Source organism: Chryseobacterium sp. S0630, assembly GCF_024158915.1.
GTDB lineage: Bacteria > Bacteroidota > Bacteroidia > Flavobacteriales > Weeksellaceae > Chryseobacterium.
Map to the genome: position 1 here is coordinate 114,936 of NZ_JAMZGF010000003.1, position 19,461 is coordinate 134,396.

Sequence of the window (19,461 nt, forward strand, 5' to 3'; positions counted from 1 at the left end):
CTAATATAAAATTTATTTTGATAATTAGATTGTTAAGAGATCACAAAAAAGAAATTATACTAGGTTTTCATTGGATTGACGAATTTTTTGTTTTTAAATTAAATAATCATATTGAATAACTATTTGTAAGAATTTTCTTTATAAGTAAAACGGCATCTTCAAGTTCTTTCTCATTCTTTGAAGCAAAACCTAATCGAAAAGCATTCTCTTCTTCATCTATTTGCTTGATTTTCAATTGTGAATGGGTTTTCAATGTATTAACACTGTAGGAATCTTTTAGCTGTATCCACACCGACAGACCTCCGTCTGGTAAAGTAAAAGAGATATACGGCCTCAGATGCTGTTGCAAAAGTATATTCAGGTAATCTCTGCGTTGATGGTAAGATTTTTTGGCTTTCTTCAGGTATCTTCCCAAATCACCACTTTTAATCAATTCTGCTAATGCATTTTGCATATATCCATCCCCTCCTACATCTATTGCTTTTCTTAGAAGAACCGCTTCCTGAATGAAATTTTTAGGAGCTACCATAAAACCAATACGAATGGAAGAACCCAATATTTTTGAAAATGAACCTATATAAATGACATTCCCCTTATGAGCTCCACTTGCCAAAGGCAGGTATGGTGAGGAGGAATAATGATAATCATAATCGTAATCATCCTCAATAATAGCAAACGAATATTGATTGGAAAGCTCCAACAGTTTCATTCTTCTTTCAACGCTCAAAGTGACTGTTGTAGGATAATGGTGATGAGGAATGAGGTATACAGCAGTTATTTTTTTCTTTTTACATATTTTTTCTAGAGCATTGATGTCCAGTCCATTTTCGTCTACAGGAACTTCTATCACAGACGCCTTTGTTTTTTTCAAAAGCACTGTTTGCCATAGGATATCCTGGTTTTCCGGAAATAATAATATCTTCTGCCTGTAAAAGCAATTGAGCCGCCAGATAAATGCTCATTTGTGCACCATGGGTAATCAATAGGTTATCAGTGGAAATATTCAGACCTCTTGTTGCTGATAGATATCTCGATAACTCTTCTCTTAGTTTTAGTGTACCTTGAGTTGTCCCGACAACTGCTTTTTTAATGCTAAAGCTTCTTGATGTATAGCTACGGTAAATTTTCAATAGCTCATCTATAGGAGAAAGCCGAATATCAGGATGTCCATCATCAATGAAAGTCTCAGGAAGAGCAGTCAGTTCCTGTTGTGACGGATCTTTCTTTGAGATATGAAGCGGAAGATTAAAACTGTTTTCATAGGATACAGATGAATCTTGAGCGTTCCACTTTTGAGGTTTTAAAGTTGGAATATGTTCAGATACTCTAACCTGTTTTCGGGGAATAATCAAGATCCAATCCTGGGCATTGAGTTCTTCATATGCCGCAATTACCGTCTTACGATGTATACCCAGTGTTTTTGCAAGTTCTCTGGTGCCGGGAAGAGCCATTCCAGCCTTTAAATTACCATTTCTTATCGCATTAATAATAGAGATGGCTATCTGTCTGTAAACAGGAAGCTTTTTTTCTTTATCAATATTGATGATATGTTCAAACGGAAACATTCTGGACTACTCTATATGTTTAATCTGGTATACAAATGTAGTCCAAATTACCTATAATTTTGTCCTGTGAATCAAATAAATTTTAATTAAAAGTATGATAGCTGTAATATTTGAAGTCGTACCTGAAGAAGGAAAGAAAGATGAATATCTGGATATAGCGAGATCACTAAAATCTGAGCTGGAAGTGATTCCTGGCTTTATTTCGATTGAACGGTTTCAAAGTCTTGTAGACCCAAAAAAAATCCTCTCCCTGTCCTTTTGGGAAGATGAAAATAGTATAAAAGAATGGCGTAACAGAACCACGCACAGGAAAGCACAACAGACAGGGCGGAATTCTGTGTTTGAAGATTACAGACTGCGTGTAGCTTCCGTCATACGGGATTATGGAATGTCTGAAAGACAGGAAGCGCCTACAGATAATATCTTTTAAAATAATAATAAAAAAATAAAAAATGATTACGTATCAAATTGAAGAAAACATTGGAATAGAAGAATTTACCCAGGTTTTGGTAAACTCTACATTAGGAGAAAGACGTCCCGTCAACGAACCAGAAAGAATAACAGAGATGCTACAGCATGCCAATCTTATTGCAACAGCCCGGGATAATGGGAAATTGATTGGAATATCAAGATCCTTAACCGATTTTGCCTTCTGTACTTATCTTTCGGATCTGGCTGTAGATGAGAATTATCAAAAGAAAGGCATTGGAAAAGAATTAATCCGATTGACAAAAGAACACACTCCAAAAGCTACATTGATTCTATTGGCAGCACCAAAAGCTGTAGGCTACTATCCTAAAATCGGGATGAAACAGTGGGAACAGTGCTATATACTGAACAATGTGGAGGATTTGAAATAATGAAATACCCCGGAAAATAAGAAGACATGTAATTTTAGTACATGTCTTCTTTTAAGTATAATCACTTATTTATATTGTTTTTTTATACCAGCCGAAATATTAATTCCAGAAAGTGGGCTAAGAAATTTTAATTGAGAATTGTTTGATTTCGTTATTTTATTCTAGCAGTTATTGTATCAAATTTTTCAAGCAATAGTAAATTATAAAGTTCTGTGACTTCGTTCCAATCTGTAGCCTGATATCTGGTTTGTTTTCCTTCAAAAATTACGAAAAGTGATAAATCTTTATTTACTTCAATTACATTTTCATTATCAGTTATAACTGAAACCCAAAATGCTCCATGCTCTTCATCCATTAATTGAATGTCTGATATAGCTTTTATTATATCCTTTTCATCAATATTGTCTTTTTGATAGCCGTCAGTATATTGAATATAATTTTCTGTCATATTATCGTTTTTTGAAATTTAGGTACTTTATTATTCTAAAAAATCGTATAAATAAATTAGTAGCCAAATTGTTATTCCTGTTTTCACTTTTAAGCTTCTTACTTGATTCTCTGATATCTTCAACAATTATAAAAAATGATTTCATATAATATCTCTTACCTGTTAAACGGATATTCATTAATCCAATGAAAATTCCTTTTGTTTAAAGGATAATCTTCCTTTTTCTTTCTTATTGTTTTTATTTTTACAGAATCACGACCCTTGTTTCCAGTAAAAATGATACTATCTTTTTGAATATTGTAATGCAGGTAAGCATATAGGTCTTGATGATCTATTTTACGAAGCATAAGTGTTTTCTTTTCAGTATCTAAAACACTCTGAAACGCTTTAGTACTGTCATTGTTCAGGATTACTTTTGTCCGGCTTGGAGAACTTATTAATATTTTTTTCCAGCCAATGGAATCGTTGCATGGTATTTCCTGGTTGTTTATGATAAATTTATCCACAATATAAGCGCTTTCCATCGGAGTAGTCGGAGTTGTATAAAACAGTGCTGATGAAGAACTTAATATGAAAAATGCTACTACAAGCCATTTGAATACAATAACTGTAATACTCTTCCACTTTTTGTCAAATGTTCTTTTTTGAAAACGTAATTGTGATGGCTGATGCAAGATAAAAAAACGATATAAAGCCATTGCATCACCGCTTACAATGAAGAGACAGAGCAAAACAATATGACTGGAAAATATTTTAACCGGCACATCATAGAAAAAGTTCAACAGAGCTACATTAATCATCACTGTCATGGAAAAAAGCGCACCAAAAGTTTTGGTTCTCCTGAAAAGAAGCAAAAGTCCACCCATAACTTCCAACAATCCGGAAACAAATGTATAACCACTGGAAGTTCCCATCATAGTCCATACCATCCCCATTGGTGACATATCTCCAACTTTTTCTTCCAGTCTGCCAATTGAATTTGCAGGAAACTGTCCGTCGTGTAGCTTTGCAAAACCGTACGAAAGCATTATCATGGCTACATAATAGCGTGCTACTACTACCGTAAACCAATGAAGATCTTTAAATGTCCGTTGTTTTTTATCTGCAAGAAGTATAATGAGTGCAGCCATTACCGCTAAGCCAATATTTACAATCACTACCCAATAATCTAATGTAGTATCGCCGCTGCCAGTCATTGTAATATATTCTACCTGTGTTTGCTGAAAAACATTTTTACACAACCACAAGACTCCACTCTTGTGTATTCCTGCTAAAGGTGAAAACTGAGAGGTAAAAATAAAAAGATACCCATAAGAAATAACAAACAAATGCAGGAAACGTAGTACAGCATTGTGCTTTCCTAGATTGGGAAAAGTGACCGGTTTTGTATCCATATTAATAATATTTATTTAAGATAAAAAAGCTCGCATTAATCATATAAATTTTCAGATCGTTTTTGATATATTTTGGGTGAAATTTAAAAGCTCTATCATTTATTTCTCTGTATCAAATCCAAGCTTCTTTCTAAATTCAAGAGTTAGCTTGTAACTTTCTTCAATTGGAACTTCCTTTTTCGATCCTTTACTAATATCCTTACCTTGTTCTGTCCATAAGTAAGGAAAAAAGCTGAATACCTGGTCGCCTTTAAGTTTTGCTACATCTTTTTTCCAATTTGCCCATCTGTATTCTTTGTAAAATTCATCAAGATTTTTATTAAAACAAAAATTCAGAAATTCCGTGTAAGTAATATCAAGAGGTTCATATTCCAAATTATCTGGTGCCAAATAATACACTTTTCCTAAATCGTTTCCAAGTCCTCCGCCATTCAGAATGAAAATACCTCCTATTGCATCGTCAGCAATTAAAAGATATGGAATTGGCTGTCCATAATCCTCAAATGTTTTTCCTCTATTCCATTCCGGCAATGACCTGCTTAGCTTCTCACTACCTGAACCAAGAATTCTTATCCAGCCATTATCAACAAAAAGTCCCCCTGTCATGTATACAATTGAACCCATTGGAGATTTGGTTGTAACTTGGGTTTTATATAAAGCATCCTTTGCTTTGTTGCTATCTACTGGCAATATTTCCACTTTATTTTTTGCGGTGTCTATCCATTCTTTTACAAGAATCCAGCCTGGATCTTTATCGTTTATTAATTCATCAATAGAGCGCATTTTTGTTTGTCCATAAGTTGTTAATGAGAATAAGGATAATATAATAATTGTCAAACATTTTATCATGCTGTTTAGTTTTCTAAAATGATAGTTAGTTGTATACATTTTTCTGTCATTATTTTATCTCAATTTTATGATAAGCAATCCATCGTTTTAAGTTCCCTACCATTCTTTTTAAATGATCTTCATTCAGGAAAATATTGGTCCAATATTCAAATCTGTCGCACTGAACACTTATATAATAGTTCATAATGGCCAGACATGCGTAATGTAAAAACTTTTTTTCTTCGGGAGTAATTTTAGTTATGGTCTCATACCCTTTTATAAAGCTATCTGCTTTTGCCTCATATTCCTCTTGGTTCAAATGGGTTGTAAATAGCTGAAATAGAAAATAAGAAATATCAAAGCATAAATAACCATTACCACAAAAATCAAAGTCAAAGAATGTGATTTCTTTTTCGTTATCAATGTGTAAATTATCAAACCACACATCAAGATGAACCGCTCCATATCTCATGTTCTGTTGGTCTGCATTTTCCAACTTTAGCGTTAAAAAATTGGAAAGATTTTCTAAAAATTCAATTTCGGTAGTGTTTTTACTATAGAATTTTTTTGTCCTTATAACTGGGTTCTTGAGAAGGTTTTGAGCATTGTAAGACATTCTCATCAGTTCTACATTTTCTGTTGATTGATGAACTTTAGCTAATGCTTGTCCAATCAGAAAGCTGGTTTCGGGTGAGAATTTTGCTGTTTTTATACCTTTAGCATATGAAAATAAAACGCCAAATCTTGTTCCTTCCGGAGCTTCTATTTTCTGGATAAACTTGTTTGATTGATCTGCTATGGGAAAAGCAACTTGTCGGTCTGCTTCTTTCAGGTGATTGAGAAGTCTTAGTTCTTCTTGAATTTCTAATTCAGTTCGCCAATCATGGGTGCACACTCTAAAAACGTATTTGTTTTCGCCATCATGAACGATGTATAAATGGTTCATCGCAAGCCGGAAAATGCTGCATTCTGTTTTGTCGGTTAGTCCATACTTTTCTTGAATAAGTTGACCAAGTCTATCAGGTGAAAGTGTACTGTTTATTGTAGGAAATTTCTCTGTCATGTAATTCTCGTTCGTAGCTGGTTATATAGTTTGTGCAATTTCGTTAACATTTTTCGATTTTACACATATTACATCCGTTTATTTAGCTATTTCCTGCAATTCGATTTCTAAATCCTTCTTTTCCTTTTCTTTATAAAATTCAGAATTTGCTAATGAAATATTGAATTCTTTGACAGTTGCAGAATAATCCTGTTGCAGTAAGATTTTAGCCTTTATAATATTTAAATAAGCCTCTGAAAAATTTGGATAAGAATCTATAAGGATTTTCCATGCCTGAATAGCTTTGTCATATTGTTTTTCATTATAAAATGCCCATCCTTTTCCATTTAAAATACCCAATGAAAAATTTAGATTAACACCGTAATTGGATCGTATTTCTTTATCCAAAGATGATTTGATGCTCAAGTCTGTTTGCTTATTTGATATATACTTCGACTGAATGGCAGACCAATCTTCAAATATCTCGTAAAGAGCTGTATTAATAAGTAAACCTGGCGTTGCATTATGATCTGCTTTTTTAAACTCATATCCTTTCATATCCAGAAAGGGATTGTTAATTTTCTTAATGATGGAATCCATTTTCACGAAATCTTCGGGATAATCGTTTCCGATTCCATAGCGATAATATTTTTTTGTATGAAAAGAGCGCTTATTGAATTGGCTTATAGAATCTGTTAAGTCAACATTTTTCTGAGTAAAAAACGGGCTCATAGAAATAATTCCATTCAAGTCATTTATTCTGGAATTCAATAATGAGGTTGTAAAATATCCATATCTGGAATGACCGATTAACACTCTAAAAGCAGAGGCTTTGTACTCTCTTTCAGCTAATGGGATGAGTTGGTCAAATATAAATTTTTCATTCTCCAGTGCAAGGCCGTTGGGATCAGAAATTTTATACTGTGTTTCAAGATAGCGGTATCTTTGTTCTGATTCAACGCTTATTATGATAGAGGAAGGAATTTGTTCATTACTCGTTAAATAGTCAATTGTATTGAGAATATAATGATTACTTCTTTTATTTTGCCGATCAAATACAATGATTAATGGGAATTTATTCCCGGACTTCTTTTGCCATTCTATGGGCACCATTACAGAAATCTTTTTCTCAAATCCAAGACTTGTTGATTTTAATGTTGTGTCTTTTAGTATTTTATATCTTTCATAATTCTGGGCAAGCAGTGAAGAAGTTGCTGAAGTGAAAATTAAAAGAAAGAGTAAATACTTTTTTATCATGGCAATTGGTGTAAATATCAGTTAAGACTCAAATTTACGGATTGTGTTTATATAAAATTTGCAATGATGGGAATGTTTTTTCGATTTTACCCATAAAAAGCTCCAAAGTACAATTACTTTGGAGCTAAATTTAAATAGCTAACCTTTCTGCTGTTCTACTATTGCTTAGTGATTTTATTGAAAAAAGTATCACCTTTAAAGATATAGTCTCCTGAAGGATATTCAGTAAGATCGATGGTGTTTTTCCCTTTTCTAAATAATATATTTTTAATGAGGTTACCGTTATTATCATATAAATAAACATTTTCGTCTACTGAGGATTCCACGTTGATCACTCCTGTCGTTGGATTAGGATACGCGGAAGTTTTCGTTTTTGGGGAAACTTCTCTTGTTGACAGAAAACAGCCGGAAATATAGGAATCTCCAATAATATTAAACCCTTTGTTGATCAGTTGGGCTCTCGCCAGCATCGCTTGCGGTGTAGAATAAACCAATCCTGTTGCATCTATAGTTCCGGATGTTATGGTTGAGCTCGTCCATGTAGGATTACTATTCAGAGCGATGAGAAAATTGCTGTAATTTGTACATGATAAGCCGGCATTTTTAAATCCGAAATAGATTGAATTCCAGCTGAAGTTCTGAAGCTGGATATTCCACGCAGAAATATCCTGGTCAAAATGTGAAGCATCTGCAAACATATTAAATCCGGCAAAATAATCAGCCTTACTTACATCCCAGTTTCCGATGGGCTGATTGAATGATACTGCATTTTCAAACATATGCTCAAAATCTGTTACTTTACCTGTATTCCAGTTATTAAGCGGCTGATTAAATGCTTTCGCATTATAGAATATATAGCGGAAATTAGTAGCATTTTCTGTGTTCCATGAATTTAATGGCTGGTTGAAAGCTATGGCATCTGAAAACATAGATGAGAAATCAGTTCCGGATGTTGTGTTCCAGGCTGAAATATCCTGATTGAAAGAAGACGCAGAGGAAAACATGCTGCTGAAATTGGTTACTTTTGACGTATCCCAGTTTCCGATGTTCTGATTAAACAGAGTTGCTCCGCTGAACATACCGCTCATGTCCGTAATACGGAATGGATTCCAATAAGAAAATGAAGTATGGCCTGTCAAAGATGAACAGTTAAGGAACATTTGTGATAAACTGGTTATCTGTGTCATATCTGGAGTATCTGCAGCCGTTACGTTAAGATTGGGACAGTTGGCGAATGCTCTGTCGAATTGCTGAAGCCATGTCGTATTTCCCCACTGACTCAATTCTATAAGTTCCTGATTTCCTCCGGGAGGTATAGTGCCCGTATTGGCCCTGAACCCGTAAAATAATCCGTTACCGCTGAATACTTTTAATTCGTAAGTGGCCTGCAGAGGATCTGGATGGAATGATGGCCCAAAATAGATGAGCATAGGTTCATTGCTGCTAGAGGTTACATAATCAAACATCCCGTTATGCTCAGGATATCCTACTTCTTCCCAGTGAATGGTGTAATCGGTTCCTGTGCCGCCGAACCTTATGGAATGATCGATAATGCCGTTTGCATTGGGTTTCCAGATGGTAGTAAATTCATTCTGCGCATAGGAAATGCAAAATAAAAGAAGAAAAATGATTATTAGTTGTTTTTTACACATAGATTAAAAGAGGTTTTGTTAGGTTAAAATTGGGTTTAGTAAGACAATTAATTTCCCGGGATTCTTTATCTTATCTCTAATACAAAGGTACTTACGCACAGCGACAGAACTCGTCGTATTAAAAGTTATGACCTCTTTTTTTTAGTTTTTTTTGATTAATTTTTGTGTAAATAGACAGGGTAAAAACAGCCAGAAATAGTTTGCATTCTAAGAAGGATTTTGAATAGATAACCTAAAAAAAATCTGCAGCTATTAATGACTAATAGCTGCAGAAATGAGATTGATTTATATTGTTATTTTCACACCGGCTGAAATATTAATTCCAGGAAGCGGACTGAGAAATTTTAACTGAGAGTTCTGAAGCCTTGCCTCGGTGTTCAACAGATTATTTCCTATAATATAATACTCCAGATCACCTATGCCTAAACTGTTATCCTTATAAGCTAAACGTACATTTAGTAATGAAAATGCCGGCATAGGAAGCTCAGGATTGATATTCTTTCCTAAATATTTTTGTTTTAAATAATGGTCTAAACTTACATTCATGCTGAAGTTCTGTACATTTCCTTCCAGAGAGAATCCGAAACGGCTTGTAGGCATATTAGGCATATAATCACCATCACTCCACTTTCTTATAGAGCTGTCAGCAACGCTTATATTTCTTACCAGATCATAATATCCGCCTATCTCCCACTTTCCTATTTTTCCCAGATCTGCTTTATAAGCGGCTTCAGCTTCAATTCCATTGATTTCTGTATCATCGGAACGCCATTCTTTTACCAGAAAAATTTCTCTGGAAATTCCGGTATGGGCAAGGTAAATATAATTTTTATAAGAAGTATTGTACCAGTTGGCAGATACTCTTAGGTTTTTCAGATTAAGTCCAGCCCCGATTTCAATGGTGTTGGCTGTTTCCTTATCCAGCTTGTCATCTCCATTTTCTTCTGTCAGGATCGCAAAATGATTGTTCCCTGAGTAAAGCTCATTTACTTCCGGAGCTCTTTCTGAATGGTTATATTGTACTTTCAGATAGCCTTTTTTAAAGATATTCCATTGGGCGGAACTATGAAATTGATGAAGGGTGAAATCTCTGTCGCTGAGTTTTCCACCGGATAGTCCACGGCTTCTGACATATTTATTATCTGCTTCCGCTCTACGTTGTACATGATCATTTCTATACCCAAGATCAAACTGAATGATATTAAAATCAAGATGCTGCATCGTAAAAATTCCTATTTCTCTACTGATATTATTAGGTAAATATCTTTGGCCGCCAGTACCTTCCATATCTCTGTATTGTACTTCAAGACCCGTAGTTCCGGTAAGAAATTTAAATTTCTGCTGTGTGATTTCCAGGCGGCCATTGTGCTGGTTTACGGCAAACTGATTGGCGCGGTAACGATCCAGAAGCTCTGCGTTTTTTGAAAATACGCCCATATAATTCAGTTTGATACTTGAAATCGGAGAATGGGTAAACTTGTAACCGGATTCAAACATGGCTTTATGAGATAAGCTTCTGATGTTGATGGGACTATATTCTATTTTGGGTTGTGGTTTTCCATGGCTATGTTTGGGTATTTTAGAGATTGCATACCCGGGAACTCCAAAATAAGAGTAAGAATTCTGATAAGCTCCTCCTGCATAAAATGATTTTCCGATATAGCTGGTGCCTACATAAAATGAATTGCTTTCCGAATGACTATTGGGTATCACTCCATCTTTTGTTTCCACATAATCCTTGATTCCGTTTACTTCACTTTTATAGCGGTCGTTCACGGCATCCTGACCGGGAATGTACAGGTCATTTTTTGGATTGGGATAATATTTACCATCAGCCGGATTATAATACGTAGAACTGAAGGTATAAAGATCATCTTCAGACAGTTCATATTCTATCATATGATCCTTGGCAAACTGGCTGATGTAGGGAAAAAGACTCTTGTTGAGTACACGTCTCGAATTTACATCGATCTGGCACAACGACTGTAAGATGCTGTTGAAACCAACAAGGTTCGGATCATAGCACCTGCTGTCTTTTGATTTTCCAGGAATTCTGACCATTTCCTGCTTCTGATTGGATGCTCCTACCGTCCAGACCCAATTTTTAGCAATGACTCCTTTCGTTGAAAAAGCCTGTTTTTGTCCACTGTTGCTTCCCCCTTCAAGAAGACCTTTGAAATTGACCTTTTTATCCGGCAATTGTCTGGCGATATAATCTGTTTCAATATCTATGGCTCCTCCAATAGCTTTTCCTCCATACAAAACTGATGCTGAGTTTTTGTAAACGGTGATACTCTGAACATTATTCATTTCTATATCCGTATTAAAATCAGGACTTATCCCGGAAAGATCATTCACTGCTGTTCCGTTTTCCAGAATTTTTACACGGTTTCCGCTTAGACTTCTGATCACGGGAGCTCCGGAATTAGGGCCATATCCTGAATTTTGAATTCCTGGAATTTTACTCAATGTTTCTCCCAGTGTATTGGATTGAATAAAATCCAGCTTTTTTCTTGAAATATTTACAGTGTTATAATTAGATTTTCCCTGTACCTGAACGGATTCTATATCCTTTACAATTTTTTTTTCTGGGGTAATTTTCTGAGCTTTCAAAATGGATGGTGAATACATAAGTGTGCCACCCACCAAAAAATAAACGGTCCTTTTCATGTGCATATACTTTAATGATCCGGCAAAGCTAGAAAATTAAATTCACTAATGCAACATTGTTGCTTTATTGGTTATTTATTGAAAAGATTCCTGAATGAATATAAGCGACTGAAAATAAATGCTCTATATGAGGTTTCTATGGTCTACAGGATATAAAAAAACCGCTCTAAAAAGAGCGGTCTGATTTTTTACTGTGAATTTGCTTGCTGATTAGCAAGTAGAACCGCACTCAAGTAATTTGATGTGGATTACACCATTAACAACACATTGTGTCTGGCATAAAGCGTTAGTTACAACAGTGCCTACACCGCCTACTACTCCACCTACTGTAGATCCTACGCCAGAAACAACACCTCCAACGATAGTACCTACACCGCCTACTACTCCACCAACTACACCTCCTAGTCCACCTAGAAGACCGCCGATTGGATCTAGTAATCCGTTACCTGAAATAGCTTTTAATTCGTTTCTGTCCAATTTTTTTAAGTTTTTCATAACTATAATTTTATATGATTATTACATCACGAATATATGAATAATAACTTTACAATTGCAAATTATTTTCAATAAATTAATTATATGTTTTTATTATTTAATATTTCATTAATATAAGTGTATTTTAATAAAAATATGATTTTCACTTATATGTGATTGATTTTCTAAAAGTTAAAAATGATAACTCAATTTGCATAATTTAGAGTTATTATTTTTGCATTAAATACTCTTTATTGGTATTTATTTTTCAACACCTATGAAACCTCTCTAATTTGCCTATAAACAGACTTCTGGCAAGGTGTAAATTGATCATTTGAAGTCTTCAGATGGATTAATTTTTGAAAAAAAGAGAAAAGGAAGATAAAATTTGTGTTCTTCTTGTAGTAAAAACCATTCTGTTCATTGATAACGGAATCAAATTTTGTATTTTTGCTGACATACTTATATCAATGTCAGTTTTTTCAAATAATATACGCTTTTTAAGAGCCAGGAGAAAGCTCTCCCAACAAAATGTAGCCGATGAATTATTGATTTCAAGAGTTCGGTATTCGAAATATGAAAACGGAATTTCTGAACCTCCTATTGAGTTGCTGGTAAAAATCTCAAAATATTTCCATGTAAGTATTGATCTTATGCTGTCTGTAGATATTGAGAAGCATCCGATAGATGAAATGCTGAAGCTTCCGGACAACAGAATTGTTCTTCCGGTTGCGGTAGATACTCATGGAAATGATACGATAGAAATTATTCCTCAGAAAGCTTCCATGGGTTATCTGGAAGGTTATAGCGATATAGATTATATAGAAAGTCTTCAGCGTATTGCTCTTCCTTTTCTTACCAACGGAAAATACAGAGCTTTTCCTGCAGATGGTGATTCTATGCCTCCGTTCAGAAACGGATCTTATATTGTAGGAAAATATGTAGAAGGAATCAATGAATTGAAACCAGGTAAAACTTATGTTTTCGTTACTTTAAATGATGGAATTACCTATAAACGTTTTAAAGAAAGAAAAGAAAATGCAATCTCTGTAAGTGCTGACAATTCTTTTTATGAGCCTTATGATATTCCTTTTGAAGAAGTAGTGGAAATCTGGCAGTACGCCTCAGGAATTTTCCCTGAAGATTTTGAACCGGGCGATTATGAAAGCTACAATTTTAAAGAAATGTTCCGTGAACTGAGACAGGACATCAGGGATCTTGACAAGAAGGTTTCCGGACGTCGCCGTAAGCAATCTTAAGATGTAAAATACTTATATTATAATATCTACTCCCGGTTATACAGCCGGGAGTATTTGTTGATATGACATCTTTTTCTAACAGCATATGATGTCATATTAAAAAAAACAATTCTTTTCAATTACGGTAATAATTATTTCATCATAAATATCTATTATTTGATGTTTTGTGGAATAATAATCTTAAAAAAATAAGTTTTAATGAATAATCTCTGGTTTGAGAGATAAAAGTTCAATATATTTGTGATACCAGATGTAGCTCATTAATAATAAACTTCGATGAAAAGATATCCGACCTTTTTATTAGCATTACTTTTCCCAATTACCCTATATAGCCAGCAGAATCTTACTGCTGATGAATTGTTTGTTAAAGCCCGTACCACTGCTTTTGAGCAGAAAGACTATGCTACATCTATTGCCCTGGCAAAAGAGGCATTGGAAAAAGCACCTAATTATACTGATATTTCCGTTTTTTTGGGAAGATTATATACCTGGAATAAAGATGTAGCGGCAGCAAGAGCTGTGTTTGAAGATCTAGGAAAAAGAGAGGTTCAGGATGAAGATTATTTCCTGGCGTATGCTTCATTGGAATACTGGAATGATCAGAATACAAAAGCTATCGAAATTATAGATAAAGGACTTTCTTATCATTCTAAATCTGAGGCATTACTATTGTTGAAAGCAAAAGTATATTTTGGAATGGATAATTATGAAGAAGCTGACAAAGCGGTAACCACTCTATTATCTATCAATCCAAAAAATACAGAGGCAAGGGCTCTTGCAGTAAGAATCAAGGATCTGTCTTCTAAAAATGCTGTCGGAATTATTTACAACTATTCTCATTTTGACAAACAATTTGATGATGACTGGCATATCGTGGGAGTAAGTTACAAAAGAATTACACCTATCGGTTCTGTGATTCTTCGTGGAAACTATGCGAACAAATTTGCACAGGGCGGTACACAGATTGAGTTGGAAGCCTATCCAAGACTTTCCAAAATGTTCTACCTTTATGTAGGCGGAGGATATTCTGATGATGTAGGTCTGTTTCCGAAATACCGTACCGGAGTTTCCCTGAATGCCAATCTTCCCCACAGTTTTGAGGCAGAACTGGGGTACCGCCAGCTTTATTTCAGCAACAGCATCTGGATGTATACTGCTGCTGTAGGAAAATACTATAAAAATTTCTGGTTCAACCTGCGTACTTATATTACTCCTGACAGCAAAAACATTTCACATTCTTATACAGGAACGGTGCGTTATTATACTAAAGGAGCTCAGGATTATTTTGCTTTTCAGATCGGAACGGGAATAAGCCCGGAAGAATACCGAAATAACCTTCTGGAAAATGAGACCTTTAAGCTTAAAACCTTTAAAGTAGGTGCGGAGTATAATTTTTCTTATCGCTCCGTCAATCTTTTTTCTGTGGGAACAATGTATTATAACCAGGAATTCCGTCCGGGTGAAAAAGGCAATCAGTTTGATATTACTTTAGGTTATACCCGAAAGTTTTAAAACTTTGACTTTGTTTTTTTCTTAAAGTTGACCATTACTGAATCCGGCATCAGTTTTTTCGTGGAATAAAACTTAGCATTCATGCTTTTATACTGGTTGAACCTGCCGTTGATTTTACCCATGGCTGCAGCGTCATTGGAAGCATCTTCTTCCATGTCTTTAAGCGTGAAAAGTTGCCCATCATGGATATAATATTTTTCAGAAACAAAATCTATAAGCTGGTTTTTACTCTGCATCATAGGAATTCCGGCCTTGCTGATTTCAGAATCTGCGGAGAATCCTCTTCCAACCCATGTTACTGTAGAAGGGGTATTGATTTTATAATTATTTCTGTAGTAGGCTAAAATGGAAGGTGCAATATCAAAATGACTTACTGTTTTATGAAAACGTTTTGATTCTTTTAATAAAGGTGAATAGATTAATAAAGGCACATGGAATCTGTCAATTTTAGATTCTAAGGTAATTTCAGGCATACTGTGATCTCCTGTAATGACAAAAATTGTGTTATTAAAGTCAGGACGTTTGCTGTAGTTTTCAAAGAAGCCTTTCATAGCATCATCAGCATTCAAAACAGAAATAAGCTGATTTTTGTGAGCGGCTGCCCATTTTTTCTGTTCTTTGGTTAAAATCCCTGAGTTAAGCCTTTGGTTGTACAGCTTTTCATAATAATCCTTATTGTTGATTAAAAAAGGATTATGGGTTGAAAGTGTAAGTATCATATTGAAATACGGCTGATTCTGTGGTTTCTGCTGCTGTTGCATTTTATTTAAAACAGCCTGATCTTCATATCCCCAGCTCTCCCCGTTATTGGCAGGAAGTTTACGGTAAGGACTGCTGAATGAGGCTTCATCCACAATATGATCTACTCCACTGTACTCCAGGAATTCGCGGTAGCGGTCAAATGATACATGACCTCCGTAATAAAATCCTGTTTCAAATCCGTTTGCTTTAAGGATATTATAAAGATTGAAATTCTCCGGTGTTTTTTCTATTTCAAGGAAGCCGTTTTTTCCAAAAGGAAGTGATCCTGTTAATGATGGTAATGCTCCGAATGTTCTTCCTGCTGAACTTAAACTATTCTCCCAATACAACCCTTTATTGGATAAGGAATCAAGATAAGGTGTGAAGTTACCGATATATCCTTTCGGGGATGTATAAGCATGTCCGAAACCTTCCATAACAAGAAAAACAAGATTAGGGACTTTCTCAGACCTGTTGAAATAAGATCCCAGAAAGTCTGGGGTGTTTTCTTTTCTCCAGAATGGAAAGTTTTTATCAATCATTTCTGCATTGGCAGTAAAATCTTCATTATTGCTCAGCAATTCGGTGAGTTCCGGATGGTCGCTGATGAAATTGTCTTCGTTGGATTTAAAGAAGTAAGCCCATTTACTTTTTGCCGCATTTTGGTTAAACTCACTCTCAGAATTCAAAACCTTTGCTCCTACTAAATTGGAAGGAATAAAGAATGCTGATAATCCGAAAATCAATAATATCATTCCCGGATATATCGATTTTAAAGCTGTTTTACCTGCAATCCATAAAGGAACAAGAGAAGCTGTTATCAAAATTCCCAGTAATGCAAAGTTTTTGAAGTTGAGCATTCCGCTTGCCTGCAAAATCTGCTTCATCTCTTCTTTGCTGTAGTATAAAAGATCTGCACCCAGTACGTTACGGCTTTCAGAAAAATATAGAAATAAGATATACTGTGTAACGGCTACAACAACCAGGGTTAGCACTCCCAGAATTCTTGCCCAGCCTTCTTTGATAAAATTAATAATCAGATATATAACTCCAACACAGAATGTCAGTTGCAGAGCAAATAAGATATTTTCAAAGAAAAGACTGCCAATAATGGCTGAAGTATCAAATTTTGGAAAAGTATATTTGTACCATAGAGATTCTGCGGTTACTCCTATTAAAAACAAAGCAAAGAAAACCAACGCCAGCATTCCCCATTTTTTGAGTCCTACCTGAAGAATAGCATATATTCTTTCTTTCAGCGGTAAATGTTGTGTGCTTTGGTTGAAACCTTGTCTTGTCATTTCGCCCCAGCCATGAGATTTTTTGAAATAATCTATAAATCCGTTAACTCCTGCTTTTACCACAATGGGATGAAAATAAAAAGGTTCGGAAAAAGCGGTGAAAATTAATCTAAAAAAGTCTTTTCTTTTGGTGTAGACCTGATGGCTTACGAGATCCACCAGTATCGCATAGATGGAATAGAGGAATCCCATTGAGATCACTAGGGCGAACAGAACGATAAAGAATGGCCAGTTGATAATTCCCAGCAGTAAAAAGATGATAAAGATAATATATCCTGAAAATTCGATGAGCGGACCGAGAAATTCAAAGAAGAACCAATAAGGAAGACTTACCATTCCGAGTTTTTTATACTTCGGATTGAACATCATTTTTCTGTGTTTCCACAGGGTTTCCATGGTGCCGCGCATCCATCTGTTTCGCTGTTTTCTAAGAATATCTTTGGATTCGGGAACTTCTGTCCAGCATAGAGGATCCGGAATAGTAAGTACTTCGTAAGGTTCATTTTTTTCCTCCATATACTTCCTCATTCTTACCACCAGCTCCATGTCCTCTCCCACTGTATTTTTATCATAACCACCGCATGCCAGTACAATTTTTCGGTCGAAGACTCCAAAAGCACCGGAGATCAGAATCAATCCTGAAGCTCTGGACCATGCCATACGTCCAAGTACAAAAGCTCGGATATATTCCAATGCCTGTGTTCTTCCCAGAAGAGATTTCGGCATATTGACACTTACTACTTTTCCGTTTTCAATAACACAATTGTTGGCCAGTCGAATCACGCCACCGCAGGCAATGAACTTTTTATCGGTCTGCTCCAGCATTGGCTTAGCAAGTTTTAAAATCGAATCCTGCTCAAGAATACAGTCGACATCAATGCAAACCAGATATTCACCGGAAGAAATATTGATGCCAACATTTAAAGCATCCGCCTTTCCTCCGTTTTCTTTATCAACAACAATCAGTTTTTTAAAGGCCGGATTTTTACTTTTATAAACTCCCCTTACCGCATTGGTTTCTATTTTTCCCTGAATAAAATAAGCTACAGATTCAAGTTCGTAAGCTTCGATCAGCTTTTGAATGGAATCATCCTTACTTCCGTCATTTACAATGATAATTTCCAGATTATGATAGTAAAGAGACAAGAGAGAACGTACATTCTCCACAATGGTCATTCCTTCATTATAGGCCGGAGCAATAACACTGAATACAGGAGCATTGGGATTGGCCGCAATAATGCTGTAGTCTGTAAATGTATTTTCTTTTTTATAACGCAATACAGCACCCAACGCATAAATTCCTATCCAGCCATAGATAAGGGTTACTGCTGTTCCGTAAACCAAAAACAGCCAAATAACAACTTCATAGATGATGTGTGAGAATTCTAACATACTTTTTCCTGTAATGCGTATTTAATAATTTGATTGAGTTCTTCTGAAGAGGTTTCTTTTTGAGATATTTCTGCCAGGTATTCCTGTTGCTCCAAAGCACATAAAGCTTCTGCGGCGTGCACCTTTATTCCAGAGTCTTGGTTATTTAATAATTGATCTTTAAGAAAATCCGTACTGCATTGGTCTTTCGACTTTTTCATGACTTTCAGAATTTCTTTCTGTACTTCAACCGGCTGATTTGGATACATTTCCATAAGATGAGCAATGGTGGAAGAATTTTCCAGTGATAATAAAGTCTGTACGGTCTGTATTCGTACGTCAACAGAAGGATGATCCAGGAGATTAATTACTGTAGAATAGAGTGATAATATCTGAAATTTCCTTAAGAGTTTAAGGGTAAAAATGACTACGGATTCATTAGAACTTTCCATCCAGTTTTTAATACTGTCCCCTGAATTTTCCGGAATGTGGGTGATTGAAATAAGCAAACGAAGCTGCTGCCATTCTGATATTTTGGAGGAAATGCTGTTCAGGAAATGAAGACCTTCAAATCCTTTAAAGTTAACCATCGCATATTGAGCCTCCTGATACACCTGAGCTGAAGGATGGGTTAAAAATGTAGAAATTTTTGGCAATGCTTCTTCCACGTGCATTGCTGTAAGTTCCTGTATTCCTCCTGCAATAATATGTTCTTTCTTTTGATTCAGTTTTTTCAATGCTTCTTCCTGAAGTCCATATTCCTGGAATAAGTCTTTGAGTTTATTTTGTGCTGCTCCGGAAAATTTTTTCTCGGATTCTGCCAGTTTCTGAAGGAATAAATTTCTGAATGAAGGACTGCCGGAAGCCACTGAAAAATTAGCGTCTGGAGACATCTCCTCTTCACCATATACAATCACTTCTGAGATTTTTTTATTGATCACTTCAGACCATCTGAAGGCCTGAACCGATTCTCTGTACTGATAAAAGCTGTAAATCAGTACAACAATAATCAGTAAGAGTACTAAAGATAGCATTCCCAGAAAAACAAGAAAAAGAAAATGCACAGAAGTGGTGAGAAACATGGCTT

The 19,461-nt window shown here is 35.3% G+C and carries 16 protein-coding genes; 4 read left to right on the forward strand and 12 right to left on the reverse strand.

Annotation, left to right across the window (positions count from 1 at the left end; translation table 11 throughout):
• Window positions 1–106: 106 nt before the first annotated feature.
• Window positions 107–871 carry a PLP-dependent aminotransferase family protein gene (locus NK356_RS02285; RefSeq protein WP_253316161.1) on the reverse strand — a complete coding sequence of 255 codons (765 nt, stop codon included), beginning with the start codon at window positions 869–871 and terminating at the stop codon, window positions 107–109.
• Window positions 789–1,565: an aminotransferase class I/II-fold pyridoxal phosphate-dependent enzyme gene (locus NK356_RS02290; RefSeq protein WP_253316162.1), complete on the reverse strand. Its 777-nt coding sequence runs from the start codon at window positions 1,563–1,565 to the stop codon at window positions 789–791. Before NK356_RS02290 ends, NK356_RS02285 begins: the two co-directional genes overlap by 83 nt.
• Before the next feature lie 94 nt (window positions 1,566–1,659).
• Between NK356_RS02290 and NK356_RS02295 the strand changes: the two genes are divergently transcribed.
• Window positions 1,660–1,995, forward strand: a complete 336-nt coding sequence (locus NK356_RS02295; protein ID WP_034697891.1) for an antibiotic biosynthesis monooxygenase — start codon at window positions 1,660–1,662, stop codon at window positions 1,993–1,995.
• Window positions 1,996–2,017: 22 nt separating this feature from the next.
• Complete coding sequence (locus NK356_RS02300; RefSeq protein WP_034697894.1) at window positions 2,018–2,425, forward strand: GNAT family N-acetyltransferase; 408 nt, start codon at window positions 2,018–2,020, stop codon at window positions 2,423–2,425.
• A 151-nt stretch (window positions 2,426–2,576) separates the two neighbouring features.
• On the opposite strand, the gene NK356_RS02305 is transcribed toward NK356_RS02300, so the two are convergent.
• The 8 genes from NK356_RS02305 to NK356_RS02340 all read right to left on the reverse strand — a co-directional run bounded on the left by NK356_RS02305 (window position 2,577) and on the right by NK356_RS02340 (window position 12,193).
• A complete protein-coding gene (locus tag NK356_RS02305) occupies window positions 2,577–2,873 on the reverse strand; it encodes a hypothetical protein (protein WP_253316163.1) in 297 nt (98 codons plus the stop codon).
• A 155-nt stretch (window positions 2,874–3,028) separates the two neighbouring features.
• On the reverse strand, window positions 3,029–4,267 hold the full coding sequence (locus NK356_RS02310; protein WP_253316164.1) for a hypothetical protein: 1,239 nt from the start codon (window positions 4,265–4,267) through the stop codon (window positions 3,029–3,031).
• A gap of 99 nt (window positions 4,268–4,366) precedes the next feature.
• Entirely contained in the window at window positions 4,367–5,155 is a 789-nt protein-coding gene (locus NK356_RS02315; RefSeq protein WP_253316165.1) for a DUF2625 domain-containing protein, read from the reverse strand.
• 10 nt (window positions 5,156–5,165) lie between these two features.
• Complete coding sequence (locus NK356_RS02320) at window positions 5,166–6,158, reverse strand: phosphotransferase (protein WP_253316166.1); 993 nt, start codon at window positions 6,156–6,158, stop codon at window positions 5,166–5,168.
• A 78-nt stretch (window positions 6,159–6,236) separates the two neighbouring features.
• Window positions 6,237–7,394 carry an alpha/beta hydrolase-fold protein gene (locus tag NK356_RS02325; protein ID WP_034697905.1) on the reverse strand — a complete coding sequence of 386 codons (1,158 nt, stop codon included), beginning with the start codon at window positions 7,392–7,394 and terminating at the stop codon, window positions 6,237–6,239.
• A 158-nt stretch (window positions 7,395–7,552) separates the two neighbouring features.
• Entirely contained in the window at window positions 7,553–9,046 is a 1,494-nt protein-coding gene (locus tag NK356_RS02330; protein ID WP_253316167.1) for a BspA family leucine-rich repeat surface protein, read from the reverse strand.
• Between the two features lie 285 nt (window positions 9,047–9,331).
• Window positions 9,332–11,716 (reverse strand): TonB-dependent receptor, encoded by a 2,385-nt coding sequence (locus NK356_RS02335; protein ID WP_253316168.1) that lies wholly within the window; start codon window positions 11,714–11,716, stop codon window positions 9,332–9,334.
• A gap of 210 nt (window positions 11,717–11,926) precedes the next feature.
• A complete protein-coding gene (locus NK356_RS02340; RefSeq protein WP_156106519.1) occupies window positions 11,927–12,193 on the reverse strand; it encodes a hypothetical protein in 267 nt (88 codons plus the stop codon).
• Between the two features lie 467 nt (window positions 12,194–12,660).
• On the opposite strand from NK356_RS02340, the gene NK356_RS02345 reads away from it, so the two are divergent.
• Window positions 12,661–13,449, forward strand: a complete 789-nt coding sequence (locus tag NK356_RS02345) for a LexA family transcriptional regulator (protein ID WP_034698337.1) — start codon at window positions 12,661–12,663, stop codon at window positions 13,447–13,449.
• A 276-nt stretch (window positions 13,450–13,725) separates the two neighbouring features.
• Window positions 13,726–14,961 carry a YaiO family outer membrane beta-barrel protein gene (locus NK356_RS02350; RefSeq protein WP_253316169.1) on the forward strand — a complete coding sequence of 412 codons (1,236 nt, stop codon included), beginning with the start codon at window positions 13,726–13,728 and terminating at the stop codon, window positions 14,959–14,961.
• On the opposite strand, the gene NK356_RS02355 is transcribed toward NK356_RS02350, so the two are convergent.
• Together NK356_RS02355 and NK356_RS02360 are read right to left on the reverse strand one after the other, a co-directional pair.
• Entirely contained in the window at window positions 14,958–18,395 is a 3,438-nt protein-coding gene (locus tag NK356_RS02355) for a sulfatase-like hydrolase/transferase (RefSeq protein WP_253316170.1), read from the reverse strand. The two genes, NK356_RS02350 and NK356_RS02355, sit on opposite strands and share 4 nt — an antisense overlap.
• On the reverse strand, window positions 18,389–19,456 hold the full coding sequence (locus NK356_RS02360) for a HEAT repeat domain-containing protein (protein WP_253316171.1): 1,068 nt from the start codon (window positions 19,454–19,456) through the stop codon (window positions 18,389–18,391). Before NK356_RS02360 ends, NK356_RS02355 begins: the two co-directional genes overlap by 7 nt.
• Window positions 19,457–19,461 lie beyond the last annotated feature (5 nt).

Bases quoted from the DNA above. Each gene is read 5' to 3' on its own strand.
- NK356_RS02290 (WP_253316162.1), bottom strand. From the start codon at position 1,565: ATGTTTCCGTTTGAACATATCATCAATATTGATAAAGAAAAAAAGCTT.
- NK356_RS02295 (WP_034697891.1), top strand. From the start codon at position 1,660: ATGATAGCTGTAATATTTGAAGTCGTACCTGAAGAAGGAAAGAAAGAT.
- NK356_RS02300 (WP_034697894.1), top strand. From the start codon at position 2,018: ATGATTACGTATCAAATTGAAGAAAACATTGGAATAGAAGAATTTACC.
- NK356_RS02305 (WP_253316163.1), bottom strand. From the start codon at position 2,873: ATGACAGAAAATTATATTCAATATACTGACGGCTATCAAAAAGACAAT.
- NK356_RS02310 (WP_253316164.1), bottom strand. From the start codon at position 4,267: ATGGATACAAAACCGGTCACTTTTCCCAATCTAGGAAAGCACAATGCT.
- NK356_RS02315 (WP_253316165.1), bottom strand. From the start codon at position 5,155: ATGTATACAACTAACTATCATTTTAGAAAACTAAACAGCATGATAAAA.
- NK356_RS02320 (WP_253316166.1), bottom strand. From the start codon at position 6,158: ATGACAGAGAAATTTCCTACAATAAACAGTACACTTTCACCTGATAGA.
- NK356_RS02325 (WP_034697905.1), bottom strand. From the start codon at position 7,394: ATGATAAAAAAGTATTTACTCTTTCTTTTAATTTTCACTTCAGCAACT.
- NK356_RS02330 (WP_253316167.1), bottom strand. From the start codon at position 9,046: ATGTGTAAAAAACAACTAATAATCATTTTTCTTCTTTTATTTTGCATT.
- NK356_RS02335 (WP_253316168.1), bottom strand. From the start codon at position 11,716: ATGAAAAGGACCGTTTATTTTTTGGTGGGTGGCACACTTATGTATTCA.
- NK356_RS02345 (WP_034698337.1), top strand. From the start codon at position 12,661: ATGTCAGTTTTTTCAAATAATATACGCTTTTTAAGAGCCAGGAGAAAG.
- NK356_RS02350 (WP_253316169.1), top strand. From the start codon at position 13,726: ATGAAAAGATATCCGACCTTTTTATTAGCATTACTTTTCCCAATTACC.
- NK356_RS02355 (WP_253316170.1), bottom strand. From the start codon at position 18,395: ATGTTAGAATTCTCACACATCATCTATGAAGTTGTTATTTGGCTGTTT.
- NK356_RS02360 (WP_253316171.1), bottom strand. From the start codon at position 19,456: ATGTTTCTCACCACTTCTGTGCATTTTCTTTTTCTTGTTTTTCTGGGA.